The following is a 26,426-nucleotide window of genomic DNA, read 5'->3' as shown; positions in this document are numbered from 1 at the left end:
TTATCCCCCTATCTGGTACATCATCTTTTCACTTCTACTAATTTTTTCTTCCTCAAGATGATGTTCAAGTGGCTTATCAAAAATTGCTTGTTTTAAAGTATTTGTAAGCATTTCTTCATTATTTAGGTATTGCTTAAGGTTTATCTCTTCTTTTGAATGAAGACACGGCTTAATTGTTCCCGTGGATGTAAGTCTTATTTTATTACAATCCGCGCAAAATTTGCAACTCACTGGACTAATGAAGCCAATCTTTCCCTTTGCCCCTTTAATCTTGTACATTTGAGCAGTGCTACTTTTTTCATTCTCAATTTGAGTTAACTCAGGATGGTTTTTTAGTATTTCCATAAAACTGATTTTGCTTTTATCATAAATCTTTATACCTTCACCTATAGGCATTAGTTCAATAAACCTTATTTCTATTGGCATTTCGCGAGTTAAATTTAAAAAGTCTTCAAATTCTGTATCATTAAACCCTCGCATCAATACAGTATTAATTTTTACTGGTTTTAACCCAAGTGTTAAACATCTATCTATACTTTTCATTACCTTATCAAGATTTCCTATTCTTGTTATACTTTTAAACTTCACATCATCCAATGTATCAAGGCTAATATTAACTCTCTTAAGTCCAGCTTTTTTTAGGTCACTTGCCATGTCCCCGAGTAAAATACCATTTGTAGTTATGGAAATATCCTCTATCCCTTGTAGTTTTGAAGTTTCGTATATTAGTTTATCTATATCTTTCATCACCAGTGGTTCACCACCAGTATACCTTACCTTGTTAATTCCTAATTTTTCTGAGACTTTTACTATTTTAAAAATTTCTTCAAACCGCAGTATATCCACATGTTCTAATTTTTTTATGCCCTGCTCTGGCATGCAATATATACATCTTAAATTACACCTATCAGTTACTGATATTCTTAAATAATTGATATTTCTCCCATGACTATCTCTCACAAAACCATCTCCTAAAATTCAATTATTTTTGCTAGATTCTAGCGCACTCATTAGCTTCCCCTTTAAGTATATCAATACCATGTGGAATTGCTTCAATTATAAATTGAAGATTTTCTACAGCGCCTTTAGGACTACCAGGAAGATTTATAATTAAAGTTTTTTTACGTATTCCTGCAATACTTCTTGAAAGCATAGCCTTTGAAGTAATTTGGAGTGATTTCATTCTCATAACCTCACCAAATCCAGGTACATATTTTTCAATAACATTTTGAGTTGCCTCAGGGGTGACATCTCTTTGTGAAAATCCTGTACCTCCATTAGTTAGAATTAAATCCACTTTAAGATCATCGCATAAATAAATCAATTCTTTTTCTATTTCATCTTTTTCATCAGAAATCATTTTATAGAAACTTATAACATATCCCTTGCCTTCTAATTCACTTCTTATTGCAGGACCTGTCCCATCAATTCTTTCTCCGCGAGAACCTTTATCACTCATGGTTAATATTGCTGTTTTAATCATTTTCATCGCCCCATTTTTAAAATTTGCCGAATTTAATTGTATGTATAATACTACATTTTCTTTATATTCTTTACTAGAATCCATCACTTTTATATCTTGTATAAAAAAACATCACTAATCGTTTACAGTTTTGAACAAAAAATTAAATTTTCTTTAATTATTACTAAATTTAACTTTATTACATGATTATTTTATCACATTTTTAATCAACTTACCTTGTAATCTTATTATTTTTATTTGTTTTTTGTTTAAAACTTCTATAATTATTGATACAATTAGAATTATAAAACTAATTGAACAAAGATAGTGTTTACACTATCGATAAAGTAGGAGGAATAAAAATATGAATGTAGCTACCTATAAAAATTTGCTAGTCGAAGTTGAAAAAGGTAACAATTGTGTTATGATTACAATGTTAAGTAACAAAAATTATGAGAATAAACCTTCTCGTAATAAAACTTTTTATACTGAAGAAAATCTGAGCAATAAAAATCATATATCTGATCTAGATAAACTACTTTACGAAAAATCAAAGTATGCTTTAGAAACCGGCAATCTTCAATTTGTTAAACGATCTGAAAATGAAACTTATTTAATTGAACCATATTTTCCTGAGCCACGATTAATAATTTTAGGTGGTGGACATATTGCCAAACCTTTAGCTGAATTTGCCTCAAAGACAGGGTTTTCAGTTACAGTTGTTGATGATAGACCCTCATTTGCAAATAGCGAACGATTTCCTACTGCGCAGAAAGTAATTTGTGAAAGTTTTGATAACTGTTTCGACTTAATTAATTTAAATAAGTCCGCCTATGTTGTTATTGTAACTCGAGGTCATCGACATGATATGGACTGTTTAAGGCAAGTTTTAAAACATAATACTGCATATGTTGGAATGATTGGTTCAAAACGACGCGTTAAAATTGTTATGCAGCAAATGCTAGACGATGGATATTCAAAGGATAAATTAAACAAAGTCAATGCACCTATAGGTCTTAAGATAGGCGCAGTTACACCTGACGAAATAGCGATTTCTATTATATCACAGGTAATTAGTTACAGAAGACTTGGCGCTACACCTGCTATTACTAACTCTATAAAGACCAATTGGCCGGAATTTGATCATGATGTATTAAATGAATTATGCCAAGAAGCAAATTCTCCTGGAGCAATGATTACAATTATTTCTACTAAAGGATCAGTTCCAAGAAATGCTGGAGCTAAAATGCTTGTATGGCCCTTTGGAAAAATTTTAGGGAGTATCGGCGGAGGATGTAGTGAAGGCGAAATAATTAAAACCGCCCGTGATTTAATTAATGATGGTGGATATAAACTTCAAAGCATAGATATGACAGGTACCATTGCAGAAGATGAAGGCATGGTATGTGGCGGAATTATGGATGTTATAATAGAAACCTTTTGAAAATAGAATCCATGGTAATTCGTTAATTGCCATGGTCCAATTTTAATTTAAAAGATATAATTTTCGTTTAATCATTCCATTACTAATTTCAATATTATTAAGTAAGCCACCAAATTCTATGGATATATTATTATTTTTTATTAATAAACCTAAGTACTTATCTTGCCTAATGCAATTTTTAATTTCATTAAATTTTATAGGTATTTTCGGATTTACTGGCTTTACGCTTATACTAAGTACTTTATTTTCTCCCTCATTAATACTAGCGCTGTAATCAAGTACATTATCAATTCCAAACATAACTTCATCAATCATTCCTATAGAAAGAAACTTCCCATCTTTTAACTTTAAATGTTCATTAACTCTTCCTTTTACATAATCCATCCTTTTAAACAAATTACTACAAGAACAATTTCTAGGCAAGAACCTAGCAATATCTCCAGACCTGTACCTTATAAGTGGCATTGCTTCTCTCCTAAACGTTGTAATTACCACTTCTCCATAACTACCATCTGTAACATTTCGCCCAGTTACTGGGTCAATAATTTCAGTATATAAATCCACATCTCTCATATGGTATCCATTTATAGCACTACATTCCACTCCGCCTCCATACCCCATCTCAGTCATTCCATAATGAGTAAATACTTGACAGCTAAAGGCACTACTCACAGCACTACATAATGTTCTTGGCACATAGTCTCCACTTAAAAGAACGCTTTTTAGGTTCAAATGTTTATACCTAACATCAGTGAGTTTAATTTTTGCGAGATAAAATACTTGAATTGGTAACCCTACAATACAATCAATGTTTTTTGATTTTATTGCTTCTAAAGCATCCCAAACATTAAACACAGGCCCATATATAATTCCCTCACATCCTGCTCCATTGAGTCCTTCCTTTAAAAGTTGACCTATACTATGGGTACTTTTTCCTGGCATAAATATGAGCACTCTTTGACCTGGAGTTACAATATTAAGCATACCGTATTTAAAAAAATCGGATGTAGCTTTAAGATCATTTTCAGTAAAAAAAATTCTTTTGGGATCTCCCGTAGTTCCCGAAGAAGTCATTGTTACAATCCTTGAAATTTGGTCAAGTGTTGTACACAAAAAACTTTTTGGATTTTTCGCTAAATCATCTGAAGTAGTAAAAGGTACTTTTTTAAAATCTTCAAATGATTTAATCTCATCACTAAATATATTTTTTAATTTTTTCCCATAAAACTTGCTTTCTTTTGAAAAATTAATAGTCTTCCTAATTTCCCCTAATTGATATAATTTTAAGCTTTCCTCGGAAAGTTTTTTATCACCAGTTTCCATAAAGATTTTATCTTCCATCCATTTTTCATATAGTGTTTTAAGCATATTACACACTCCATATTACTTTATATATTGCAGCGAACCAGGAGATAATTTAATAGATAAAGTTTTGAGATTAATCCCTTCTACAAAAAAATCAGATCCATCAAAACTTATAATATTAATACATCCATAATCTTGCTTTATATTGAAAATATTCTTTAAATCTAAATCTAAATTTAAAAGGCTACAAATCAATGCTCTAATAAAACCTGCATGACTACAAATAACAACATTCCCTTTTGTAGAATAAATTATATAATTAAGAATCTTTATTGCCCTTTGCTGGCAAGATCTAAATGATTCACCATTAAGAGGTATAAAGTCCGCTATATTTTCGCCTCTTTTTTTATAAACTTCTGGATCTTTATTTTTTACTTCATCAAAAGTTAATCCCTCTAAATTCCCCATATTTATTTCTCTAAGTTCTTCTAAAAAAATTACTTCTCGATCTGGAAAGGCAATATTTACAGTACTCTTACACCTAACCAGATCACTGCTAAAGATATTGTTAATAATTACTCCACTCTCCATAAAAATGCGGGCTAATTGCTTTGCATCATTTATCCCCTTAACAGAAAGCCCGCAATCTGTATGTCCCAAATACCTTTTTTCTCTTCCATATTCAGTTTGTCCATGTCTTAATATATAAATATTTCTTTTCAAAACTTATCACTAATGTTTTCTAGTTTTGCCCCTAATATACTTTCAACTTTTTCCTTAAGTATTTTTGCATTAATATATTTTTCATTTACTTTTTCAAAAATATCTGGCACATCCTTATATCTACTAAATGAGTCTTCAAATCTTTCCTTTAATGTGACTAGTGTTTCCCCATTAAATAGTTTATCGCAAAGATAAACTATTTCTTTTTCACCTATTTTATATTTAGTCTTTAGCGACATATGTTCATTAATAATTTCCATTGGGCACTTATATCCAAAACCTTCAACAATTTTTGCTCCTCGCAAAGCATGGTTTTTCGATCCCTTAGCTACATCATGAAGTAGTGCACCAGCATAAATATAATTTATATTTAACTTATATCCATTATCATTAAGTAAAAGTGACACTCCCTTTGCAAACTCAGCTACGCTCTTCATATGATTTATTGTTTCTAGTTTTACATTACATAATCTTAATATCTCCATACATTCCTTATAATCAGGACATGGATATACCAAAAGATGCTCTAAAAGAGCTTTAAAATCTTCTTTAGTATCCATATCAAGTAAAACGCCCCTATCAGCAACTGGCTCATAATACCACTGTTTTTTATGCTGATTGAATAATTCTCTTAATCCTCCTTTAGGATTACTCCTTATTATTTCTTGAGTTAGTGAGTATGGAACTAATGTGGGATGACCTGTTTCCTTTTCGAATATAGGAAACATTATGCCACCTTTAATTTTATCATAACTTTCCATCATTTTCTTAACAGTGTGATCTCTCACAGAAGGGATATCTACAGGTAATATAAAGAACGCATCTGTTTCCTTTGTAAGTGATTCTACTCCAGCTATTATTGATGAATACATACCTTCACTATATTTATCATTGATTACAACCTTAATATCATTTAATCCAATTTTAATATCACACAATTCCTTTTCTATACGATCATTCAAATAGCCTGTAACTACAATAATATTATTTATTCCGCAGTTTTTGAAAAGTTCTATACATCTTTGAAGTGGAGTTTTACCATCCAAATTAATTATTGGTTTAAAGCTCCCCATCCTTGTCGAATATCCTGCTGCAAGTATTATAGCAGCATAGTTTTTCATGTAATCCTCTCTCTTCCTATCTATATAATTTTTTTTGATCTAAGGTAGTAATATTGTATGCACAAAATGGAATTAAATTGCCCTCTTTACTAACAACATGAATACAACAATCCTTTAACCTCTGCGTATCTACATTCCAAGCATCTTGAAATGCCATACCTGATATACTGAAAAAACCATTTTTTATCTTCTGATTCAATTCTTCAAATGAATTTTTCTTTGGTATGTATTTGTTTATTTTCACTCCGGACCAATTTCTCTCAACGAATCTTTTTGATTTTTTTGACCCTTCTTTACCATTTTCTTCACCACAGCATTCATTTTTTCTACTTACGGTAATCAGTTTTCCATCTACCGATATGTAATTAGCATGAAAAGAACAATATGCATTTTCACAACCAGAAGGAGCAAAATCTGAAAGCTTAATTTTATCATCACTCTGCTGGACTATTTTAGATATAACTTCTGGAAGAGTAATTCTATCATTATCTTTTGGCAACTTAGGTATTCTACCAAAATAGCTTACTGGTTGAAAATGTACTCCTCTTACAGTTGGGGCATTTTTTAATCCAAACTCTATAATATCCCAGAGAATATTATCATTTTTATTAGGCACCACTGTGCATACAAGAATTACGCCAATCCCTAATTTTGCACTATATTCTATAACTTTTAGTTTATCCTGTATTATATCTTTAGAATTAAACTGTAGAAAAATTGATTTGAGTCCTGCCTCTTTTAGTTTTTCATAATAACTATAATTTTTGAGGTTAATACCATTTGTGTTTAACTGGATAAATTTAAAACCCATGTTTGTTGCTTTAGATATAATCTCATGAAGATCTTCCCGCATCGTAGGTTCTCCTCCAGAAATCTGAAGATTGTAAGGTCCACCTGCTTCAATAATTCTCGAGTACCACATTTCTATAGTTCCCATATCTGGGTCAGTTTCATTTCCATGTGCATCAGCAAAACAAAATTCGCAGCTCAAATTACACCTTGAGGTTACTTCAATAAGTACTGTGCAAGTATGTTGACGATGATCACTACATAGCCCACAGTCATGAGGGCATCCCTTTTCTACCTTAGTATATGGCACCTTTGGATAAGCTGGGCTCTTGTTTCTTTTCCAAGAGTCATAACTTGGCTTACCCCTCCAAATAACAGTCTTAAAAAAGCCATGCTCTTCACAATTTTTAGTTAAATATAAGTCGTCGCATTCTTTAACTACGGTAGCCTTGACTATTTTTAAACACACCGGACAAATACTTTGTGTTTCTTTTATTATTTCATTCACTTTACATACCCTCTCATTCTATATAACTATATTCTTTTAAAATCTCACCAATTTTATTGTAAGATTTTTGAATCGCATTACCACATTTTATTGGATAAGCCTCATTATGATTCATATCATTAAGGACGTCTACTGTTATCATATCAACACACTGAGTGCTTCCAAACTCCTCTTCAAACCATTCTACATATTTTTGAATCATCCCTTTTAAATTACCATCACGAGTTTGAGTATCTATGCCTTTCCCAGCGTAAATTCCAAATAGACATGCTCCTCCAGTAACAATGCCACAAGTCTTTCCAGTATTCCCTACTCCTGCGCAAAGCCCAGCCATAGCCTTTACTAGTGGAACGTTTTCCATTCCATTACTCTCAAGATACATAATTATAAGTATTTGACTACAACAATATCCGGAATTCGCTAACTTAAACATTCTAAATGCATCTGCCCCCATTATAACCCCTCCACTATTTTTTTTTAGCAATAAGCAAAAAATATCCTGGTTTACATAACGTAAGTTTTTCTTGAAAATCACCACAGCTATTACAAGTTGCTACTTCCCAGAATTTTGTCATTGAACCATATTTAAATATTATTTCCACCATAAGTTGCCTAAGCAAATCCGTCCAATCCTCAAAACATATTATTTCAAAACCAACGCTTACAATAACATCTTTTAATATATCTACATTAAAAAGGCCCCTCATACAACTATTGATATCATGTTTTTCCACTCCCCCAAGGTATTCTGGTCTTCTTGCATAGACATCTGATACAATAAAATATCCATCATTTTCAAGGACTCTATAGCTTTCCCTTATTGTCTCTTCAAAATCATCCATAAGGGACATAGTACACTCAGCCATAACCCCCTTAAAAAATTCATTTTTATGAGGCAATTTTTCTCCTCTCCCAAAATCTATTTGATGATTACCATATTTATCTTTGCCAAGCTCCAGTAACTTTAATGAAGGATCAACCCCAAAAGCATTTAGCTTGTATAGTCTTTTAAGCCTTTCCACTGTTACTCCCATTCCACAACCAACGTCTAAAATTTTATCATCAAATTTAAAGTCACATATTTTAACAGCTCTATCAGTAAGAAAAACTCCACCTGGCCTTAGAGTATCTCCTGTCGCTCTTATCATATCTTCATTCTCAAAAACAGAGCAGCCTTTCATTTATCCTCCAAACTCTTTTCTACTTCAAGCATTTGACCAGCTGCCAGCTCCTGCGTTATTAGAACATTTTTACATTTAGGGCACTCAAGTAATTCAATTTCAAAATTTCCTCCAAGGTACTCTGCTTTCACAGGTCCCTCCTCAAGATTGCCCCCACACTTAGAACAAACCCATACACTTTTTTTATTTTTATTATCTTGTTTCATAGTCATACCCCCTTTACTTCCATTCTATGGCTGTAAGCATTAATAATATTAAAGCTATCATTTACCTTTTGGTACTCTACCCAGAAGGTTATATTTACAAACCTTTTCCATGCAAGAATGTGACCATTTTCCGGATTATAGAAACTATCATTAGTTCTCTCTGCATAACCTATTACTCTCTTAATATCTCCCTCAAGAATAAGCTCATCTTCAATCTTATCTCTTAATTCCTGTCCAAAAACTATTTTTAAGTCGTTGTATTCATCCTTTATTTCCATTTTCTCACCCCATAAATTATCTAGTAATTCTTTCTTAAGCTTAAATCTATTTGCTCTCCTATCAGATAATGTGGGAACTTTCATGTCTGAAATTTCCTCTTTACCACTTCCATATATAAGATCTAATATATGATAAGTCTTTTTCCCTTTTAATACAAATAGATCTCTACACATAGCACAATAAGCAAGAAAATCATTCTCTGAATCCTTTATTCTGTCCTGAGTTACTTCCCTGCTAAACTCCTTATTTGTATAATATACAAGCCCTCCATAACCACAACATTTAGTATTTTCCTTTGTAAACTCTGGCTCTTTAATTTCATAATGGAGCCTTTTAGCAATATTTCTTATACTCTCTTGAATCCCCTTCTCATTTCTGGTGGTACATGCATCATGTACTGCTAATGTTTTACCATTTCCAGGCTTAGCACCAAGTGGAATACCTTTTTCATCGAATACCTCCCAAAGAGACTTAATTCTTATATTCTTTAAACTTTCTCCAAAATTACTAAAACATGTAGAACATGCCGTTATAACAATAGGGTTCCCTAACTTTTCTAAATTTGATTTAATTTTTTCTATACTACTATCATATTGTTCTTGCCTACCTGCCCACTTAGCCGGTGCCCCACAACACCCTAAATATAATCCAACACCACCATCAAGTTTTTCCATTAAATAATTATATGATTTAATAACATACTCTGAATAACTGGCACTTAGTTGACACCCAGGGTAAAACACGTACTTACTATTATTCATGCCAGGTTGATGTTTTATTAATTCAAAATATTTACTATTAGTAAATTCCATGTCTTTTAAAGCAAAATCATGAGTTGAAAGTGGCATTTTATTTCTAGAAACCATGCTTATCCTTGTTTCATTAATTATATCTGCCATATTTATGGAAGTAGGGCATACTGCTCCACATAGACCACACTCTGTGCAAGAATTTATTGTTTTATTTGCATAATGATCTCCAAGAATAATACGTTCATTTTGGTTTATGGTTCTTATATACGCTTTAGGATCCAATTTCACCTTTTGGAGATGAACACAAGCTTTAACACATTTATGGCATTCACATTGAACACATCTTAGAGCTTCATTAATTGCTTCCTCCTTTGTAAAAGTACCATTTTCAGGCTTTATTCTCGGTGATATTTCCTCGTTTTTTATATCTACCTTAAGAATACTTTTGTAAGCCCCTTCTTTTGATCTAAGTGCTGTGAGAGATTTTTTATATACAAATCTATCTATAGACACTGCTGCGCATCTTCCTGTTTGTACTGACTGTATAACAGATTCACATCCGCTAACTATTCGTCCACCAGCAAAAACTTTTTCTATTTCTGTTTGCATAGTCACTTCATTTACATTGAATTTCTCATTCCATTCTCCACTGCCAATAAAAAATGCATCATACTCCAGAGTGAGGTCTTTTAATTTTTCAGGCGTAATTTCTTGGTTTAACTTTATTTCAATACCTTGCTCTTCTAATTTAGTAACTTCTTCTTTAATTAGTTTTGGATTAAGTATTATTTCAGGCATTTTTAAAAAGGATCCACCTATTTCATTTTCTTTTTCATATATATCAACACTATATCCTTTTTTATTAAGGTCATAAGCACAAGTAATTCCACTTATACCGCCGCCAATAATCGCAATTTTTTTATCAATCTTAGGTATAGGGAGTGTTTTGATTTTTGCCATGCTTCCATAAATTGTAACTGCTTTTTCAAGCTCATGAATTGAGATAGCATTTCCATTAATATTAGTTACGCAGAGATTTTCGCAAGGATGATCACAGACCAGTCCTATAACATTAATAAATGGCATTCTTTTACTCAGTATTCTGTAAGCTTCTTCAAAATTCCCTTTTCTTATCTCGCATATAAATCCTTTCACATCAACATGAATTGGGCACTCAGTAACACATGTAGCAGGATTATCATTTATGCATAACTTCTGCATGGAAAGAAGTTTCTCTAAATCCATATGTTATTCCTCCAATATTGTTTTAAATGGAACCTAAAATGAATTTTTTATATTTCACTTTAGGTTCCACTAATAAACAATAATTATTTATTTAATTTTTTAATTCCAGCAAGAACTTTATCTGGATAAGCTGGAAGGTGTGTTATTCTAACTCCACAAGCATTATATATTGCACTTATGATTGCTGAATGAGGTGATGACAACGGCATTTCACCAGCACCTGCTGCTCCATAAGGTCCAAGTGGTCTTGGAGTCTCGAGATATAATAATGTTATATCATCAGTTACATCTTTAATCTGAGGAATTCCACAACCAGTAAGTGTTGTATGCTTTTTAAGATCTTCGAAATCCTCATATAATGCAAGACCAATACCTTGAACAAGTCCTCCAAGTATCTGACCATCAACTAGAAGTTTATTTATAATAGTTCCTACATCTGAAATACATGTTAATTTATCAACATGAGTTTTCCCAGTTGTCATATCTACTTCTACTTCAGCGAGTAATACTCCATACATATAAACTGGGAATGGATCGCCTTGCCCTGTTTCAACATCACATGCAGTACATGGTGCAGTCCATTTTCCATCATATCTTGTTGGTTTTCCTTCTGCAATCTGTTCATCATAATCTCTGTATGTTCCATCATCTTTCTTAAGTCCTTCAAGTAAATTTTCACAAGCAACTCTAGTAGCATTTCCAGTAAGAACATTAGAACGACTTCCACCTGCAGGGCCACTATTAGGTGTAAAGTTCATATCATTTAATATAAGTTTGATATCTTCAGGTTCATAACCAGCTTTTCTTAATGTTTCATGTGCCATAGTAAGTGTACCCATATCTGCTCCCTGACCATGATCTTCCCATGAGTTAGCAACAGTTACACCCTTTTTAGTTATCTCTACCCATGCCTCTGATGAATCTGCTCCATCAAGCCCACAACTATACATAAGAACTGATATAGCAGAACCATATCTCTTATTCTCACTATTTTTATTTTTTTCTTTATCATTTTCCTTTGCTTTAGCGTAATATGGTCGGATTTTATCTAACAATTGTGGAATAACATATACATCAAGTTTACAACCGTTTGGAGTTACCTCCCCTTCTCTTAGTGCATTATCATATCTAAGTTCAAGTGGATCTACATCCATCTTGATTGCGAGCTCGTCCATCATTTGTTCTGATGCAAATAAAGCTTGTGGTGAACCAAACCCTCTAAAAGCTGAACCCCAACCATGATTTGTAGCAACAGTTCGACCTTCTCCACGAATATTGTCTATTTTGTAACCGGCGCCAATAAATTGAGATCCTCTTGTTGTAACAAGGTCACCAAATTCACAATAAGGACCGTGATCACAAGACCAATCTGTTTCTAGCGCTTGTAGTTTTCCAAATTTGTCTGCACCTAACTTTACATGCATCCAGAATGGTGATCTCTTTCCAGTATAAGTTATTTGTTGATACATATTAAATTCTAAATATACTGGTTTTCCTGTATCCATTGCAGCAACAGCAAGTAAAGCTTCAATTGTAGGACTAAATTTATAACCAAAAGTTCCACCTGTTGGATTTTGTACAATCATTACCTTATCTAATGGAAGTCCAATACCCTCAGCAATCATAAGAGCATGGAAATGTAATGCAATACTCTTTGAATGAATTATTAGCTTACCTTCTTCATCGAAATAAGCAAATCCTACATCTGGCTCTATTGGAAGATGAGGCTGTCTTCCTACATATAAGTCATCTTCGACAACATATGGTAGACTTTCCATAAGCGGTGCAGTTTCTTCTCCCTTAACAACCTTTGTTTCAAAATATATATTTGGTGTACCTGGGTGAATTTCAATAGCATCTTCCGCCATAGCAGCTGGTGCACTCATATATGCTGGTAATTCTTCGATTTCAACAATAACTTTTTTAGCAGCGTCTTCTGCATGTGTAGGTGTATCTGCTAGTACCATTGCAATTGCATCACCAAATTGAAAGATTTTCTTGTCATTTAAAATTGGTCTTTCAAGTCCATCACCTTTATTTGATGGGAAGGCTAAACCATTAATTCTGTTTGTTCCCTTTACATCCTTATAAGTTAAAACTCTATATACTCCAGGCATAGTTTCAGCATCAGTAGTATCAATAGATATAATATTTGCATGAGAAACTGTAGCTTGAACAAGTTTTATATGGAGAGTATCCTCTGGAAGCGTTAGTCCAAGATCAGCTCCAAATTCCCAAGTTCCTGTTACCTTTGCACAAGCAGAAGGTCTTACTGCCTCAGTACCTACTAAGCTTGCACCTTCTGGAAGTTTTAGCCACAATTGCTTCCTTGTAACCTCTCCACGCATAAGCTTTGCAGCTTCCATTACTGCATCTACGAGTGGAATATATCCTGTACATCTACAAACATTTCTACTTTTCTGAAACCAAGCTCTTACTTCTTCTCTTGTAGGATTATTATTTTGATCTAAAAGAGCCTTTGCACTTACAATAAAACCGGGAGTACAAAATCCGCATTGCGCTGCACCATGTATCATCCATGCAAATTGAATATCATGCAAATCATCCTGAGATCCTATTCCTTCAATTGTTGTTATTTCAGCTTCATCTGGTACTCTTTTCATTCTAACTATACATGATCTTACAACTTTACCATCCAATATTACATTACATGCGCCACATTCACCTTTTCCACACCCTACTTTGGTACCTGTAAGAAATAACTGTTTTCTTAAAACATCAGCGAGTGAAATTTCTGGACTAACAATGACTGTTCTTTTAAGACCATTAATATTCAGTATTTTTTTTAACATTTTAACTCCCCTTTTCTTTCTTTATTTAAAAGGTACAGCCTTAATTTATAAAAGCTCAGCCCTCTATTAACATTTACCAAAACTGCAAGCTGGAAAATCACACACTTCACAATTAACACATAACCCACCATGACCTAGCTTTGTAATATCTCCCCTTTTTATCATTTCACCAGCTAAAATCTTAGGAAGTATAAGATCAAATACGGTTCGTTTATTGTACATAACACATCCTGGAAGTCCAAGAACAGGTATATCACCCATGTATGCAACTAAAAACATTGCTCCCGGAAGTACAGGTGCTCCATAAGATATAACCTTTGCTCCAGCTTTCCTTATTCCTGCAGGCGTAACATCATCAGGATCTACTGACATACCCCCAGTAACAACAACCATGTCAACACCTAGTGTAAGTAATTCATTTATAGCATCAGCAATCATACTCTCACTGTCTGTTACAACGATTTGTTTGATAACTTGACTTCCAATTTCATTAATTTTATTTTTAATGACAGGTCCAAATTTATCTGATATTCTACCACTATAAACTTCACTACCGGTGGTCACAATGCCCACCTTCATATTTTTCAAGGTCTCTACCCAAATAATGGGTCCTTCTTCTTTACAAATATTTTCGATTTGTTCAATTTTATAATCTTCAATAAAAAGAGGTATTATTCTTGTACCTGCAATCGCACTCCCTTCATCTACAACAATATCGGTATGTAAAGTTGCAACCATTGCCTCATCTATCATATTAATTTTTTCTAAAGCTTCAATATTTATTTTAAGTAAGCCTTTACATTCAGCTACCAATTTAACTTTACCTTCTGATGGCTTAGTAAAAACTATTCCCTTCCCAGCTGCCGCTCTTGCCATTCTTTCTCCAGCTTCATTTTCATGAATCATTCCTTCCTGCATTTCCCAGACATAAATGTTTTTTTTACCAATATCCAACATTATAGGTATATCTTCCTCAGATATTACATGTCCTTTTTTGAATGCCACACCATGAAACTCTCCTGGGACAATTTTTGTTAAATCATGGCATAATACCATTCCTAATGCTTCTTCAACCGGAACAATTTTCATTTAAATCCCTCCCTCATATTTAACACTTTTGTTAATATCTCTTAAGTTAAATTTTAAGCATAAAATTGTAAAATTGCAAGGATATTTTAAAATTTTATTCGAATTTTGTCGTTATTAATTTCACATTGTTCTTCCTTTAGTTTATACTTATGTAATATTAATACATATACTATTATAACAACAAAAAAGTAATAAAACTAGATACTAGTCACTTTTTTTTAGTGTCTAATATCTAGTTTACAGTTCATAATACAAGAATCATCTCTTCTTTTGCTACTATTTTTATATTTATCTTACTATAACTGAAACACCATCTGGTATTACAGATATGCTAGCATCTTTACCCTTTATTTTAAGGGCTCTTTCAAGTGCTTCTTCAAATGTAAATGCATGCTGCATATGCATTTTCTTTATCATCTCTGGGTCACACATATCTGAAACTAGGATTACAGTGAACTTATCCAGTATCCGTGCAAGAATCTGAAATTCCCATTGATCTGGCGCAGTATCATTTCTTCCAACCTTAATCACCCTATCAAGAACCTCACGTGGACTACTTGAATTTGCTATATTGTCATAAAAAGACTGACCACCATGCCCATCATTACAAGCTGATACCATAATTATAACACCACCATCCTTGCAAGTTGCTTCAGCGGCTGTCATTCCTTTTACAGACTGATATATGTTTTGATCTAGTGGATATCCCCCATTAGTTGAAATGGCAATATCTGCTTTAACAGCCTTCACAGATGCAAGTTCCATTACAAATTTACATCCGCTAGCATGTGCAAGTTCACTATCTCCTGCAAATGCATTTATAACATTTTTCTCGCTATCTATTACAACATTTAATATAAATGCTAGCTTAGCTTTTTTAGCAGCATATAACATATCCTTATGAATTGGATTATTTAAAAGAACTCCAGAACGTGCATACTCACTAGCTATAAATTCTGAGCAATGATTTGCCATAACTGTCTTTGCTGATGCCACTCCAGGAAGAACACTTTTTCGTCCCCCTGAAAAACCTGCAAAAAAGTGTGGTTCTATAAACCCTTCCGAAATTAAAAGTTCAGCTTCCATTGCCACTTTATTAAGCAATAACTCTCCACCTGAGGGAAGAATTCCGACGCTAACCATATTGCTATAATCCTCAGATACATGATTTATTATCACTTCATTATCTACAATTTCCTGTCCAAATTTATTAATCATTTCATCCCTTGTTGTAGGTCTATGAAAACCAGTAGCAATTAATATTATTATAGCAATTTCAGGGTTAGCTGATCTTATTCTCCTAAGTAATATTGGAAGTGTTACTTTACTAGGAACTGGTCTTGTATGATCACTAGTTATTAATACTAAGTTTTTTTTACCTTTAACTAATTCTTCTAATTTTACACTTCCAATAGGATTATCTAACGCCTTATTTACAATGTCCTCTTGAGTAATTTCTACTTTGTAATCATGTGCTTTTGATTCTAGTATTGCCACCAAATTTTTGTCTGGTATTTCAATTTCTAAAAACTGTTTTGAATATGGTATTTTAAGTTTAGTCATTTTTATTCCTCCCTACATTGTAAAGAATTTTGATCCAAAGTACACAATTAACCCTAAGATTAATACATATACTAAACAGAATTTAAGTGTTGCCTTCAATATCTTACCTTCCGCGCCTACTATCCCAGTAGCGGCTGTTGCAACTGCAATACTTTGAGGCGAAATCATTTTACCTGCTGTCGCGCCACCAGTATTGGCTGCTGCTAACCAATAAGGACTCATATGAAGATTTCTTGCAACCTCAACTTGAAGCGGTCCAAAGAGTACATTAGCCGAGGTATCACTGCCAGTTACAAATGTTCCAAGAGCTCCTATTACCGGTGCAAATAATGGATAAAATCCTCCGGTTGCTGCAACGAGTACCACAGCAATAGATGTTATCATTCCGCTATAACTCATTACCTTTGCAAGCGATACTATAGCAAGTATTGTAATTGCAGTTTTAGACATTTGTTTGCAAGTATCCGTGAATACCTTTACTATTTCTCGTGACTTAGCTCCCTGAATGAGTCCCCCTATAAATGTTGCAATAATTATAAGTGTCCCGGGATTTGCTATCCATGTAAAAGTACTGATTTTTGCATGTGGACCAGTATATATCTGTATTGAAGTTTTTATAGCTGATAATGGTTTATTTATTGCTGGAACTAAAGTGCTTGTTATTAATATAAAAGCTAAAATTAATATAAAGGGCACCCAAGCTAATAAAGCCTTTTTTACAGGTATATTAACTGCATCTTTAGCTGCAGTTTTTTTATAGAATATTTTAGCTATCGTAACTGTTACAATAATACATATTATTGATCCAATTAGTGCTGGAAGTTCAGCTCCAAGATATTTTGCTACTAAAAGTTCTGGCACTGCAAAAGCTAGACCTGATGCAATAGAAATAAACACAACTCCTTTTATCGCCTTCACACTCTTGCCTGTGAGCATTACAAGTATCAATGGTAAAACTACAATTAACACAAATAATTGAATACCAACTGCATAACTTAAAGTAACTGGATCAATTGATGCAACCTTTGCAAGAGTTGTTACAGGTAACCCTATTGCTCCAAAAGCTGTTGGCGTTGTATTAGCAATAAGACATATTATCGCTGCAAATATCGGATCAAACCCAAGTGCAGCTAATATACTTGCGGGGATTGCAACTGCTGTACCGAAACCTGCAATTGCCTCGAGAAATCCACCAAAACCCCAAGCAACAATTAAAACGAGTATTCTTCTATCAGTTGTGATTCCTGTCATCATGTCCTTTATTACATCCATACTTTTGGTATGAATAGAAAGATTATAGGTAAACACCGCTGCTATTATTACAACAATTATTGGCCAAATTGCCATTGATGCACCTTCAACTGTTGCTGTAAGTGCCTGACCTATTGGCATTTTCCAAACGATAATCGCAAGTGCTATTGTAATTGCAAGTGTAATTGAACAAGTTTTATGTCCTGGCATTTTTAAAACACCAAGAGATACCATTAGCCATACAATAGGAATAAGTGCTATAAAAAATAATAAATACATATTCATTTTTTATTATCTCCTCTACTTAGTAAGATTAGATACAGTAGGAAACCGACTACATCGTAATATTATATATCGCCAACATCTACAAAAGACATTGACGATATTATTACTTTATTCACAAACTTTTCCTCATCTGTTTTTTTAATTTTAGTTATCTATTATTTAACACCCATCCATCCAGAAATGACCATCATTTGAACTTCTGATGTTCCTTCATAAATTTCTGTTATTTTTGCATCACGCATCATTCTTTCAATTGGATAATCACTTGAATATCCATATCCACCAAATAATTGTAAACAACGTCTTGTTACGTCACTTGCATTTCTAGAAGCAACTAATTTTGCCATAGCAGCGAAATGTGTAAATCTTTCATGATTATCCTTTGCACATGCAGCTTGATATACTAAAAGTTTTGAAGCTTCTGTATTTGCACGCATTTGAGCAAGTTCAAATTGTGTATTTTGGAATTTTGAAATAGTACGTCCAAATTGAACACGTTCATTAACATATTTTATAGTTTCTTCTATTGCACCTTCTGCAATACCAAGAGCTTGTGCTGCAACACCAATACGGCCTCCATCAAGAGTTGCCATTGCAAGGCTAAATCCCTTACCCTCTACTCCTAAAAGATTTTCCTTTGGAACTATGCAATTATCAAAGAATAATTCACATGTAGAAGACCCTCTAATTCCCATCTTTAATTCATGAGTTCCAACAGTAAAACCAGGGAAATCTTTTTCAACTATAAATGCTGTAATACCTTTTGTTCCCTTACTCTTATCTGTCATAGCTAAAATAATATATATATCTGCAAATCCTGCATTAGTAATAAAGATCTTGCTGCCATTTAATACATAATGGTCTCCTTCGAGTACTGCTGTTGTCTTTTGGAGTGATGCATCAGTTCCGGCAGAAGGTTCTGTTAATCCGAATGCACCTAATTTTTCGCCTAAAGCAAGTGGTTTTAAATATTTCTGTTTTTGCTCTTCTGTACCATATGTGAAAATTGGTGTTGCACAAAGACTTGTATGTGCTGAAACAATAACACCTGTTGTTGCACACACTTTAGATAATTCTTCTACACATTGTACATAACTTAATGTATCCATTCCAGCTCCACCGTATTCTTCAGGAAATGGAATTCCTAGTAGACCCATTTCAGCCATTTTGGGTATATTTTCTGCTGGGAAGCGCATATTTTCATCAATTTCTTTTGCGATTGGTTTTACCTCTTTTTCTGCAAATTCGCGATACATTTCTTGTAATTGTTGGTTATTTTCATCTTGTATAAAATTCATATCAATTACCTACCTTTCTTTTTTTAATTTATGTTTGTGAATTATGATTTATTAGTTGACACCATCTATTGGAGAGCATACTTTACCTGGATTCATAATAGAATTTGGATCAAAAGTCTTTTTAATACCTTTCATTAATTCCATATTAACTTTTCCAACGCACTCTTCTAAATAGCTGATCTTTCCACTACCTATTCCATGTTCTCCTGAAACAAGTCCGCCACAATCTATTGCTTCTTTATAAATAATATCAAAGAATTTCTCAACTCTTATTTTAAATTCTTCCTCATCTAAATCATTACTACATTGGTATATGTGAAGATTCCCATCTCCTGCATGTCCAAAACTCTTAATAGTTAATCCGCACTCTTCGCCAACCTTATTTGCAAACGCAAGATAAGAAGCAATTTTATTTATTGGGACTACCACATCACATTCATCTAATAATTTTGTTTCTGCAAGAATTGCATCTAAGAAACTAGAACGTGCAGCCCATGCATCTTTAATTTTTGAAGGTGTATCAGCTACAAGAACATCAATTGCTCCTGCTTCTAATACTATTTCACTTGCTTGTTCAATAAGATCATTTAATTCATCTTCACTACTTGCATCTAAAGTAACAAGTAAATAAGCATTTGCAGTTACCCCATTAATTACTTGAGGGAATACACTCTTTCCAATATATCTTTCACTACATAAAACAATTTCTCTTTCCATAAATTCCAATGCTTGTGGATTCATGTGTTCCATTTTAAATTTAGGAACAGCAGAAATACAATCATCTAAATTTTCAAAAGGAATAATTAAACTTGCAACTTCCTTCGGTGCTACAATTGTTTTCAAGGTAAGTTCTGTAATAATTCCAAGAGTACCTTCTGAACCAATCATTAAATTCAAAAGGCTATAACCTGAACTTGTTTTTGATACTGTAGCTCCAAACTTAGTAATTTCTCCTGTTGGAAGAACAACTGTCATTGCACGTACGTAATCACGTGTTGCACCATATTTAACAGCTCTCATTCCACCAGCATTGGTTGCAACGTTTCCGCCTAAACAAGCGAGCTTTTCACCAGGATCTGGAGCATAAAGTAATCCTTGTTTTGCACAATCCTCTGCAAGATCCTTGAGAAGTACTCCTGCTTCTACATGAACAACAAAATTTTCTAAGTCATAAGAAAGTATTTTATTCATTTTCGTAAGATCAATTAAAACTCCTCCGAGTAGTGGAACTGCTCCTCCTGCAAGTCCTGTTCCTGCTCCTCTTGGAGTTACTGGTATCTTATTTTCATTACATATTTTCACTACTGCAGCAACTTCCTCTGTAGAGTGTGCAATAAATACAACTTGCGGAGCCTTTTTCCCATATATAGGCATTTCATCATGAGAATAATCTTCATTGATATCATCACCTGTTAAAATATGTCCTGGAGCTGCCCCCTGTAATTGTAAGATTAATTCTTCTGTCAATTGATTATACTGAGCCATAATAATCCTTCCTTTCTAAATTTTTTCTTACTCGATATTATTTATTGGTATTATGGTATGACCACTTTATTTAAGTTTATCACAATATCTAAGACAATTCAATCATTTATACAAATTTTAAGTAAACATTTACATTATAGATATTAAAATAAAGGGAGATCATGCTTGCACTGCTTTACCAAATGATAATGCAGCGACAATGTAACAAAAACGCTCCCTTTAATGCCTTTATTTTGCTTTTACTTTTTTCATTTCTTCAATCATAATTGGAAGAATTTCATTTACATTTCCAATAATACTTATATCTGCAATTTCAAAAATTGGAGCTTCCTCATCTTTATTAATTGCCACAATATACTTAGCACCTGTCATTCCAGATGTATGTTGTGTTGCTCCAGAAAGACCGCATGCAATATAAAGTTTTGGTGCTACAATCTTTCCCGATTGTCCAACTTGGTGTGTACGACAAATCCATCCATCTTCTATTGCTGGTCTTGTTGCACCTACTTCACCACCAAGTACACGTGCTAATTCTTCAACAAGCTTAAAATTCTCTACATTTCCCAATCCACGCCCACCAGAAACAATAACCTCTGCTTCTTCTAAATTTACAGTTTCGCAAATGTCTTTTACTGTATCAACTATTTTTGCCCTAACAACACTCGCTGGAATTTCTAATTTTTTCTCTGTAACACCTGCATTTGAACCAGCCTCTGGCTTTGAAAAAGTTCCATTTCTAACTATAACTACAGCTGTTCCATCTACTTCAATGTGTTCTAAAATTGTACCACCATAAGCCGGCCTTGTGTATATAACTTTACCATCAGTCTTATTCATTCCTATTACGTCACTTACAAACCCTAAGTCCATACGTCCTGCAATACGTGGTGCAATATCTTTAGCAAGTGATGTATTTGCGAGTAGAAGAATATCTGGGTTTTGCTGCTTAACAATTTGTGATAATACTTCTGTCAAAGTATCACAGTCTGTAGCAGTTTCTATAAAAATAACTGGAATTCCAAAAGTTGCTACTGTATCTGCCAAAGCCCTGTTACCTACTATAATAGCTGTTCCTTCTGCATCTAATGCTTTTACTGCACTTATCAATTCACAACTTGCGCCTAATGCTTTTTCTCCATCTGTTTCAATAAACAATAATGCTTTCATAATTTCGTTTTCCCCCTTAATTAGATTGTTTTATCTTTTTTCATTTGCTCAATAGCAGCACTTACTGCTAGCGACGCATCTTTCTCTTGAATCTTTATCCCAGCCTCTTTCTTAGGAGGCTGCACATATTCAATACAACGTACTTTTGATTGTTTTACCTCTCCAATTTCTGCTGCGCAGTAAATTGGAATGATTGCCTTACGACTTGCCATCTTAGTTCTAATACTAGGATAACGTGGATCATAATTTGGTTTACTTACTGTTACTACAGCTGGAGATCCTATAGAAACTACATTATATCCTTCTTCAGTTTCCTTATGAACTTCCATGCCACCATCTTTCAGATTGATTTCAATTGCATTACTAACAAAGCTTGTGTCCAATTTTTCAGCAAGTATGGCTCCTACCTGACCAGTAATTTCATCTGTGGATTCCTTTCCACAAAGAATTAAATCAAATTTTTCACCTTTGTCTTTTTCAATTTTATGAATAGCATCTGCTAAAACATGAGCTGTGGAAGTAGCGTCTAAATCTGCATATAAATCATCTTTTACAGAAAATGCTTCTTTAGCTCCTACCGAAAGACAATTTTTTAATGTATTTAAAGAATCATCTGCTCCAACAGTTAATACACTAACATTTCCTCCATTAGCTTCTGTAAAACGAACTGCTAACTCTAATGCATATGTGTCAAATGCATTTGCTACCAAACTGACTCCATTTAAATTAGGTTTTTTCGTCTTATTATCCAAATGTATTTCAATAGAATCATCTGGAACTTGTTTTACACATAAAATAATATTCATACTTTCCCTCTCCTTTACACTTTTACTTTATTAAATCGTTTTCTTGATAGAACAATTGTATATTTAAATTTTTTATAAAGAATCATTTTATGAAAATTGTTTTGATTAATTTTTATAGAAATATTATTTGGTGGTAGTATGGTACTACCACTTTATTTAATTTTATCACAATATTTAAAACAACTCAATGATTTATACAATTTTCTTTATTTCATAATTTTTACATAATGATCTACCCCTACTAAACTAATCCAATATTGTTTCAATTAATTTTTGGTGATATGATTGTTTTATTTACAAACTTTTCCTAAATTTAATATATTGTTAGATACTATAATTTAATTACTTATGTGCACATACACAAAATCAACATTTTATATTTGTGCAATTGGATATTGATTATCATCTGAAAAAATATAATAATAGACTTATATCATTAAACAATCTCCTTATTTTTACTGAGTAACTATAATTAATGATATAGTGATTTGATTGTAATGATTAATAACCTACATCTTTTATATTTAAGAAAATAGGTAAAATTAAAGATATTACTTAGTGATTGCTCTTATAATATTTGAGGAGGTTTTATTTTGATATTAAGTAAATCTAGTGTCACAACTATAAAAAATGAAATTAAGGTTGTTACTTTTCAAAGCAAATCATATTATCAGTATGAAATTGTTAAATACTTTGAATATTATTTAACAAAAAAATACAAACAAAATTATATTACCAATATCTGTCTTAAAAACGTAAATCAATACATTGATTGGTATTCTTTAAACAATATAAACAACTATTTCGTCTTAAGTAAAGATAATTATAATAAGTATGGACTTTATCTCCAGAATTCAAAAGGTTATAAAAAAAGTACTATATTAAGTAAAATAGTATCCTTACGTAAATTAAATGAATTTTTAATAAAGTTCAATCAGCAAAATGGTAATAAAGAGTTTCCTAATCATCTAAAAAGAAATAATAATCAATATAATTATTTAACGGAGTCATATATAAAGTTATAATAATTTTTAAGCACATTTATATATAAGTTATTATTATATTATGAAGAGTTAAGGAAGGGTATATTGTAAAAATAAGAGCCGAACAAATGCTTTGTAAAAAGCATTTGTTCGGCTCTTTAATAGATATCATATACAAATAAAATTATCGCTGTGCATATATACAAATTTAGTGATTAATGTTTGTGCAATTAGATATTGTTTGTAATATATAAAAACATGATAATAGTTTTATGTTGTTAATCAATTTTCTTGTTTTTACTGTGATAACCAACACATATCAATTTGTGTAAATACATAAGTCAATACATATAAAATTTCAACAACAGTAAATAATTTAGATTAATGTTTAATATTAATTAAGGAGTGATAAATTTTGGTTGGTGATAAATTATTTTATAAGACTATATTGAAAAGCATGTTTACTGATCCATTTGAAATTAAGTTTTGGGATGGGATTGTAGAGAAATTCGGTGAAGGTGAGAGTAAGTTCCAAATTATTTTTAATGAACCAATATCAAAGGGAGACATTATAAATGATCCATCTATAACTTTTGGAGAAGCATATATGACTAAAAAATTAGAAATAAAGGGGAGTGTACAATCTGTTGTAGAATCTCTATATAATAACAAAGAAAGCTTTCTAAGCAAGAGTGAAAAATACGAAAAGCTAATAAAAAAGTTTAAAAGTACCATAAAAAGAAGTAAAGATAATATTCAATTTCATTATGATATTGGCAATGATTTTTATAAATTATGGTTGGATGATTCTATGAATTATTCTTGTGGATATTTTAAGAATGATACAGATTCTCTAAACCAGGCTCAGAGCAATAAAATAAATCACATTTTAAATAAATTAAACTTAAAAGAAGGCCAAACTTTGCTTGATATAGGTTGTGGTTGGGGAGACCTTATAATTTCAGCTGCAAAACAATATAAGGTGAAGTCTACTGGAATTACCATAAGTGAAGAGCAGTTTGAAAATGCTACTGAAAGAATAAAATTAGAGGGATTAGAAAATTTGGTTGAAGTTAAGCTTCAGGATTACAGAGAAATAAAGAATGTAAGTTTTGATAGAATTGTTAGTGTAGGAATGCTCGAACACGTAGGACTAGAAAGTTTATCTGAATATTTTCATATAGTAAATGACTTATTAAATGATAAAGGCCTTTCTTTACTTCATTGCATAACAGCAGTAAATGAAGGTGGTAACAATACATGGATAGATAAATATATTTTTCCAGGTGGACATGTGCCTGCAATTAAAAATATTATCACCGATATAGCAGATCTAGAACTTGAATTAATAGACGTAGAAAGCCTTAGGAGACATTATGGAAAAACATTAGAACACTGGGCTGAAAATTTTGAAAGTGTCCTACCTATAGTAGAAAAGACTAAAGATGAAACATTTATAAGAATGTGGAGGTTATACTTAAATTCCTGTGCTGCATCATTCAATTGCGGTAATATCAATCTTCATCAGATATTATTTGCTAAAGGAGTAAATAATGATTTGCCTTTGACAAGAGACTACATGGCTAAATAGGCAAAATTTTAACGAGTAGGTGAAAAAATGAAATACTTACGGCAATTAATGATTATTTTAATTCCATATATTATTGGCACGGTATTACAGATAACATTACATTTGCCAATTCCAGGAGCTGTTATAGGACTTATTTTACTGTTTTTAGGGCTACAAATAGGAATAGTTAAATTGGAAATGATAGAAGAGCTTTGCGAGTTTCTTTTATCAAATATGTCCTTTTTCTTTATTCCTGCTGGAGTAGGTTTAATGACAGCCTTCGGTGTATTAAAAGGGAAATGGATACCATTTATTATTATAGTTGTTTTATCCACATGTTTGGTTTGGATTGTAACAGCTTTCGTAGTTAAAACTTTAAGGAAGGGACGTTAAAATGAATGATTTAATTACTTCACCGGTTTTTGGTGTAATAACATCTCTCATTGCTTATGAAATTGGAATTTACATAAAGAATAAGGGAAGACTTTCAATATTTAATCCACTATTAATAGCAATTATAATATTAATATTTTTTCTTGAAAAATTCCATATCCCATATGCAGACTATAATAATGGTGGTCAAATAATTTCATTTTTCCTATTTCCTGCCACGATAGCATTAGCTTTGCCAATGTATAAGAAATTTGCTTTATTTAAAGAAAATGCTGTTTCTATACTTATAGGAATTTTTAGTGGAGCCATTTCGGGTTTTATATGTGTAGTATTTCTTTCAAAATTATTTGGATTAACTAATGTGCTTACAGAATCTTTAATACCAAAATCAATAACAACACCTATAGGTATCGCACTGTCTAAGCAGTTAGGTGGACTTTCGTCAATTACAGTTGTAGCTATTATAATGACAGGGATTATAGGATCTGTTGTTGGACCATTTTTGCATAAAATCTTCAAAATTAAAGATAAAGTTGCTTTAGGCATTGCTATGGGAGCATCCGCTCACGCATTAGGAACAGCGAGGTCTATAGAAATAGGGGAACTTGAAGGTGCAATGAGTGGCCTAACTATGGCTATTTCAGGAGTTGTAGCTGTTCTTTTATATCCCCTTTTATGGAAAATAGTTCTTGAAATATTTAAATAGTT

The 26,426-nt window shown here is 32.5% G+C and carries 23 protein-coding genes; 5 read left to right on the top strand and 18 right to left on the bottom strand.

Annotated features, from left to right (window positions below; translation table 11 throughout):
- Positions 1-960: a GTP 3',8-cyclase MoaA gene (gene moaA, locus A7L45_RS05960; protein WP_071611924.1), complete on the bottom strand. Its 960-nt coding sequence runs from the start codon at positions 958-960 to the stop codon at positions 1-3.
- Positions 961-991: 31 nt separating this feature from the next.
- A complete protein-coding gene (locus A7L45_RS05955) occupies positions 992-1,483 on the bottom strand; it encodes a MogA/MoaB family molybdenum cofactor biosynthesis protein (RefSeq protein ID WP_071614883.1) in 492 nt (163 codons plus the stop codon).
- A gap of 343 nt (positions 1,484-1,826) precedes the next feature.
- On the opposite strand from A7L45_RS05955, the gene A7L45_RS05950 reads away from it, so the two are divergent.
- Positions 1,827-2,906, top strand: a complete 1,080-nt coding sequence (locus A7L45_RS05950) for an XdhC family protein (protein WP_071611923.1) — start codon at positions 1,827-1,829, stop codon at positions 2,904-2,906.
- Positions 2,907-2,948: 42 nt separating this feature from the next.
- Here the strand turns inward: A7L45_RS05950 and A7L45_RS05945 are convergent, their stop codons facing one another.
- From A7L45_RS05945 to A7L45_RS05870, 16 genes are all read right to left on the bottom strand, one after another.
- A complete protein-coding gene (locus A7L45_RS05945) occupies positions 2,949-4,274 on the bottom strand; it encodes a DVU_1553 family AMP-dependent CoA ligase (protein ID WP_071611922.1) in 1,326 nt (441 codons plus the stop codon).
- A gap of 15 nt (positions 4,275-4,289) precedes the next feature.
- On the bottom strand, positions 4,290-4,934 hold the full coding sequence (locus A7L45_RS05940) for a histidine phosphatase family protein (protein WP_071611921.1): 645 nt from the start codon (positions 4,932-4,934) through the stop codon (positions 4,290-4,292).
- Positions 4,931-6,055, bottom strand: a complete 1,125-nt coding sequence (locus tag A7L45_RS05935; protein WP_071611920.1) for a DVU_1551 family NTP transferase — start codon at positions 6,053-6,055, stop codon at positions 4,931-4,933. Before A7L45_RS05935 ends, A7L45_RS05940 begins: the two co-directional genes overlap by 4 nt.
- A gap of 16 nt (positions 6,056-6,071) precedes the next feature.
- Positions 6,072-7,352 (bottom strand): radical SAM (seleno)protein TrsS, encoded by a 1,281-nt coding sequence (gene trsS, locus A7L45_RS05930; protein ID WP_071611919.1) that lies wholly within the window; start codon positions 7,350-7,352, stop codon positions 6,072-6,074.
- 13 nt (positions 7,353-7,365) lie between these two features.
- Positions 7,366-7,806 (bottom strand): DVU_1555 family C-GCAxxG-C-C protein, encoded by a 441-nt coding sequence (locus A7L45_RS05925; protein WP_071611918.1) that lies wholly within the window; start codon positions 7,804-7,806, stop codon positions 7,366-7,368.
- A 13-nt stretch (positions 7,807-7,819) separates the two neighbouring features.
- On the bottom strand, positions 7,820-8,533 hold the full coding sequence (trsM, locus tag A7L45_RS05920) for a DVU_1556 family methyltransferase (RefSeq protein WP_071611917.1): 714 nt from the start codon (positions 8,531-8,533) through the stop codon (positions 7,820-7,822).
- A complete protein-coding gene (locus A7L45_RS05915) occupies positions 8,530-8,739 on the bottom strand; it encodes a DVU_1557 family redox protein (protein ID WP_071611916.1) in 210 nt (69 codons plus the stop codon). The genes trsM and A7L45_RS05915 overlap by 4 nt, the downstream gene beginning before the upstream one ends.
- Before the next feature lie 2 nt (positions 8,740-8,741).
- The gene (locus A7L45_RS05910; protein WP_071611915.1) at positions 8,742-11,015 is read right to left on the bottom strand and encodes a pyridine nucleotide-disulfide oxidoreductase/dicluster-binding protein; all 2,274 of its coding nucleotides are present in this window, start codon (positions 11,013-11,015) and stop codon (positions 8,742-8,744) included.
- A gap of 83 nt (positions 11,016-11,098) precedes the next feature.
- Entirely contained in the window at positions 11,099-13,828 is a 2,730-nt protein-coding gene (locus A7L45_RS05905; protein WP_071611914.1) for a molybdopterin-dependent aldehyde oxidoreductase, read from the bottom strand.
- Positions 13,829-13,894: 66 nt separating this feature from the next.
- A complete protein-coding gene (locus A7L45_RS05900; protein WP_071611913.1) occupies positions 13,895-14,917 on the bottom strand; it encodes a molybdopterin-binding protein in 1,023 nt (340 codons plus the stop codon).
- 288 nt (positions 14,918-15,205) lie between these two features.
- Positions 15,206-16,480 carry a nickel-dependent lactate racemase gene (larA, locus tag A7L45_RS05895; protein WP_071611912.1) on the bottom strand — a complete coding sequence of 425 codons (1,275 nt, stop codon included), beginning with the start codon at positions 16,478-16,480 and terminating at the stop codon, positions 15,206-15,208.
- Between the two features lie 12 nt (positions 16,481-16,492).
- The gene (locus A7L45_RS05890; RefSeq protein WP_071611911.1) at positions 16,493-18,016 is read right to left on the bottom strand and encodes an L-lactate permease; all 1,524 of its coding nucleotides are present in this window, start codon (positions 18,014-18,016) and stop codon (positions 16,493-16,495) included.
- 155 nt (positions 18,017-18,171) lie between these two features.
- The gene (locus A7L45_RS05885; protein WP_071611910.1) at positions 18,172-19,314 is read right to left on the bottom strand and encodes an acyl-CoA dehydrogenase; all 1,143 of its coding nucleotides are present in this window, start codon (positions 19,312-19,314) and stop codon (positions 18,172-18,174) included.
- Between the two features lie 51 nt (positions 19,315-19,365).
- Positions 19,366-20,799, bottom strand: a complete 1,434-nt coding sequence (locus A7L45_RS05880) for an FAD-binding oxidoreductase (protein ID WP_071611909.1) — start codon at positions 20,797-20,799, stop codon at positions 19,366-19,368.
- A gap of 228 nt (positions 20,800-21,027) precedes the next feature.
- Positions 21,028-21,966 carry an electron transfer flavoprotein subunit alpha/FixB family protein gene (locus tag A7L45_RS05875; protein WP_071611908.1) on the bottom strand — a complete coding sequence of 313 codons (939 nt, stop codon included), beginning with the start codon at positions 21,964-21,966 and terminating at the stop codon, positions 21,028-21,030.
- A gap of 20 nt (positions 21,967-21,986) precedes the next feature.
- Positions 21,987-22,772, bottom strand: coding sequence for an electron transfer flavoprotein subunit beta/FixA family protein (locus A7L45_RS05870; RefSeq protein WP_071611907.1), 786 nt, complete (start codon positions 22,770-22,772; stop codon positions 21,987-21,989).
- A 593-nt stretch (positions 22,773-23,365) separates the two neighbouring features.
- On the opposite strand from A7L45_RS05870, the gene A7L45_RS05865 reads away from it, so the two are divergent.
- The 4 genes from A7L45_RS05865 (at position 23,366) to A7L45_RS05850 (ending at position 26,424) form a co-directional block, all read left to right on the top strand.
- Complete coding sequence (locus tag A7L45_RS05865; RefSeq protein WP_071611906.1) at positions 23,366-23,797, top strand: hypothetical protein; 432 nt, start codon at positions 23,366-23,368, stop codon at positions 23,795-23,797.
- A 373-nt stretch (positions 23,798-24,170) separates the two neighbouring features.
- Positions 24,171-25,346, top strand: coding sequence for an SAM-dependent methyltransferase (locus A7L45_RS05860; RefSeq protein ID WP_071611905.1), 1,176 nt, complete (start codon positions 24,171-24,173; stop codon positions 25,344-25,346).
- Between the two features lie 27 nt (positions 25,347-25,373).
- Positions 25,374-25,718 carry a CidA/LrgA family protein gene (locus A7L45_RS05855; RefSeq protein WP_071611904.1) on the top strand — a complete coding sequence of 115 codons (345 nt, stop codon included), beginning with the start codon at positions 25,374-25,376 and terminating at the stop codon, positions 25,716-25,718.
- Between the two features lies 1 nt (position 25,719).
- Positions 25,720-26,424, top strand: coding sequence for an LrgB family protein (locus A7L45_RS05850; RefSeq protein ID WP_071611903.1), 705 nt, complete (start codon positions 25,720-25,722; stop codon positions 26,422-26,424).
- Positions 26,425-26,426: the final 2 nt, after the last annotated feature.

The organism is Clostridium estertheticum subsp. estertheticum (assembly GCF_001877035.1).
GTDB lineage: Bacteria > Bacillota > Clostridia > Clostridiales > Clostridiaceae > Clostridium_AD > Clostridium_AD estertheticum.
This window is presented reverse-complemented; position numbering and strand designations above follow the sequence as displayed.

Excerpts from the sequence above, each read along its gene's own strand:
- A7L45_RS05885 (WP_071611910.1), bottom strand. The coding sequence starts at position 19,314 with ATGAATTTTATACAAGATGAAAATAACCAACAATTACAAGAAATGTAT.
- A7L45_RS05915 (WP_071611916.1), bottom strand. The coding sequence starts at position 8,739 with ATGAAACAAGATAATAAAAATAAAAAAAGTGTATGGGTTTGTTCTAAG.
- A7L45_RS05955 (WP_071614883.1), bottom strand. The coding sequence starts at position 1,483 with ATGATTAAAACAGCAATATTAACCATGAGTGATAAAGGTTCTCGCGGA.
- A7L45_RS05875 (WP_071611908.1), bottom strand. The coding sequence starts at position 21,966 with ATGAAAGCATTATTGTTTATTGAAACAGATGGAGAAAAAGCATTAGGC.
- A7L45_RS05850 (WP_071611903.1), top strand. The coding sequence starts at position 25,720 with ATGAATGATTTAATTACTTCACCGGTTTTTGGTGTAATAACATCTCTC.
- A7L45_RS05910 (WP_071611915.1), bottom strand. The coding sequence starts at position 11,015 with ATGGATTTAGAGAAACTTCTTTCCATGCAGAAGTTATGCATAAATGAT.
- A7L45_RS05925 (WP_071611918.1), bottom strand. The coding sequence starts at position 7,806 with ATGGGGGCAGATGCATTTAGAATGTTTAAGTTAGCGAATTCCGGATAT.
- A7L45_RS05900 (WP_071611913.1), bottom strand. The coding sequence starts at position 14,917 with ATGAAAATTGTTCCGGTTGAAGAAGCATTAGGAATGGTATTATGCCAT.
- A7L45_RS05890 (WP_071611911.1), bottom strand. The coding sequence starts at position 18,016 with ATGAATATGTATTTATTATTTTTTATAGCACTTATTCCTATTGTATGG.
- A7L45_RS05870 (WP_071611907.1), bottom strand. The coding sequence starts at position 22,772 with ATGAATATTATTTTATGTGTAAAACAAGTTCCAGATGATTCTATTGAA.
- A7L45_RS05950 (WP_071611923.1), top strand. The coding sequence starts at position 1,827 with ATGAATGTAGCTACCTATAAAAATTTGCTAGTCGAAGTTGAAAAAGGT.
- larA (WP_071611912.1), bottom strand. The coding sequence starts at position 16,480 with ATGACTAAACTTAAAATACCATATTCAAAACAGTTTTTAGAAATTGAA.
- A7L45_RS05855 (WP_071611904.1), top strand. The coding sequence starts at position 25,374 with ATGAAATACTTACGGCAATTAATGATTATTTTAATTCCATATATTATT.
- A7L45_RS05880 (WP_071611909.1), bottom strand. The coding sequence starts at position 20,799 with ATGGCTCAGTATAATCAATTGACAGAAGAATTAATCTTACAATTACAG.
- A7L45_RS05945 (WP_071611922.1), bottom strand. The coding sequence starts at position 4,274 with ATGCTTAAAACACTATATGAAAAATGGATGGAAGATAAAATCTTTATG.
- A7L45_RS05935 (WP_071611920.1), bottom strand. The coding sequence starts at position 6,055 with ATGAAAAACTATGCTGCTATAATACTTGCAGCAGGATATTCGACAAGG.
- trsM (WP_071611917.1), bottom strand. The coding sequence starts at position 8,533 with ATGAAAGGCTGCTCTGTTTTTGAGAATGAAGATATGATAAGAGCGACA.
- A7L45_RS05905 (WP_071611914.1), bottom strand. The coding sequence starts at position 13,828 with ATGTTAAAAAAAATACTGAATATTAATGGTCTTAAAAGAACAGTCATT.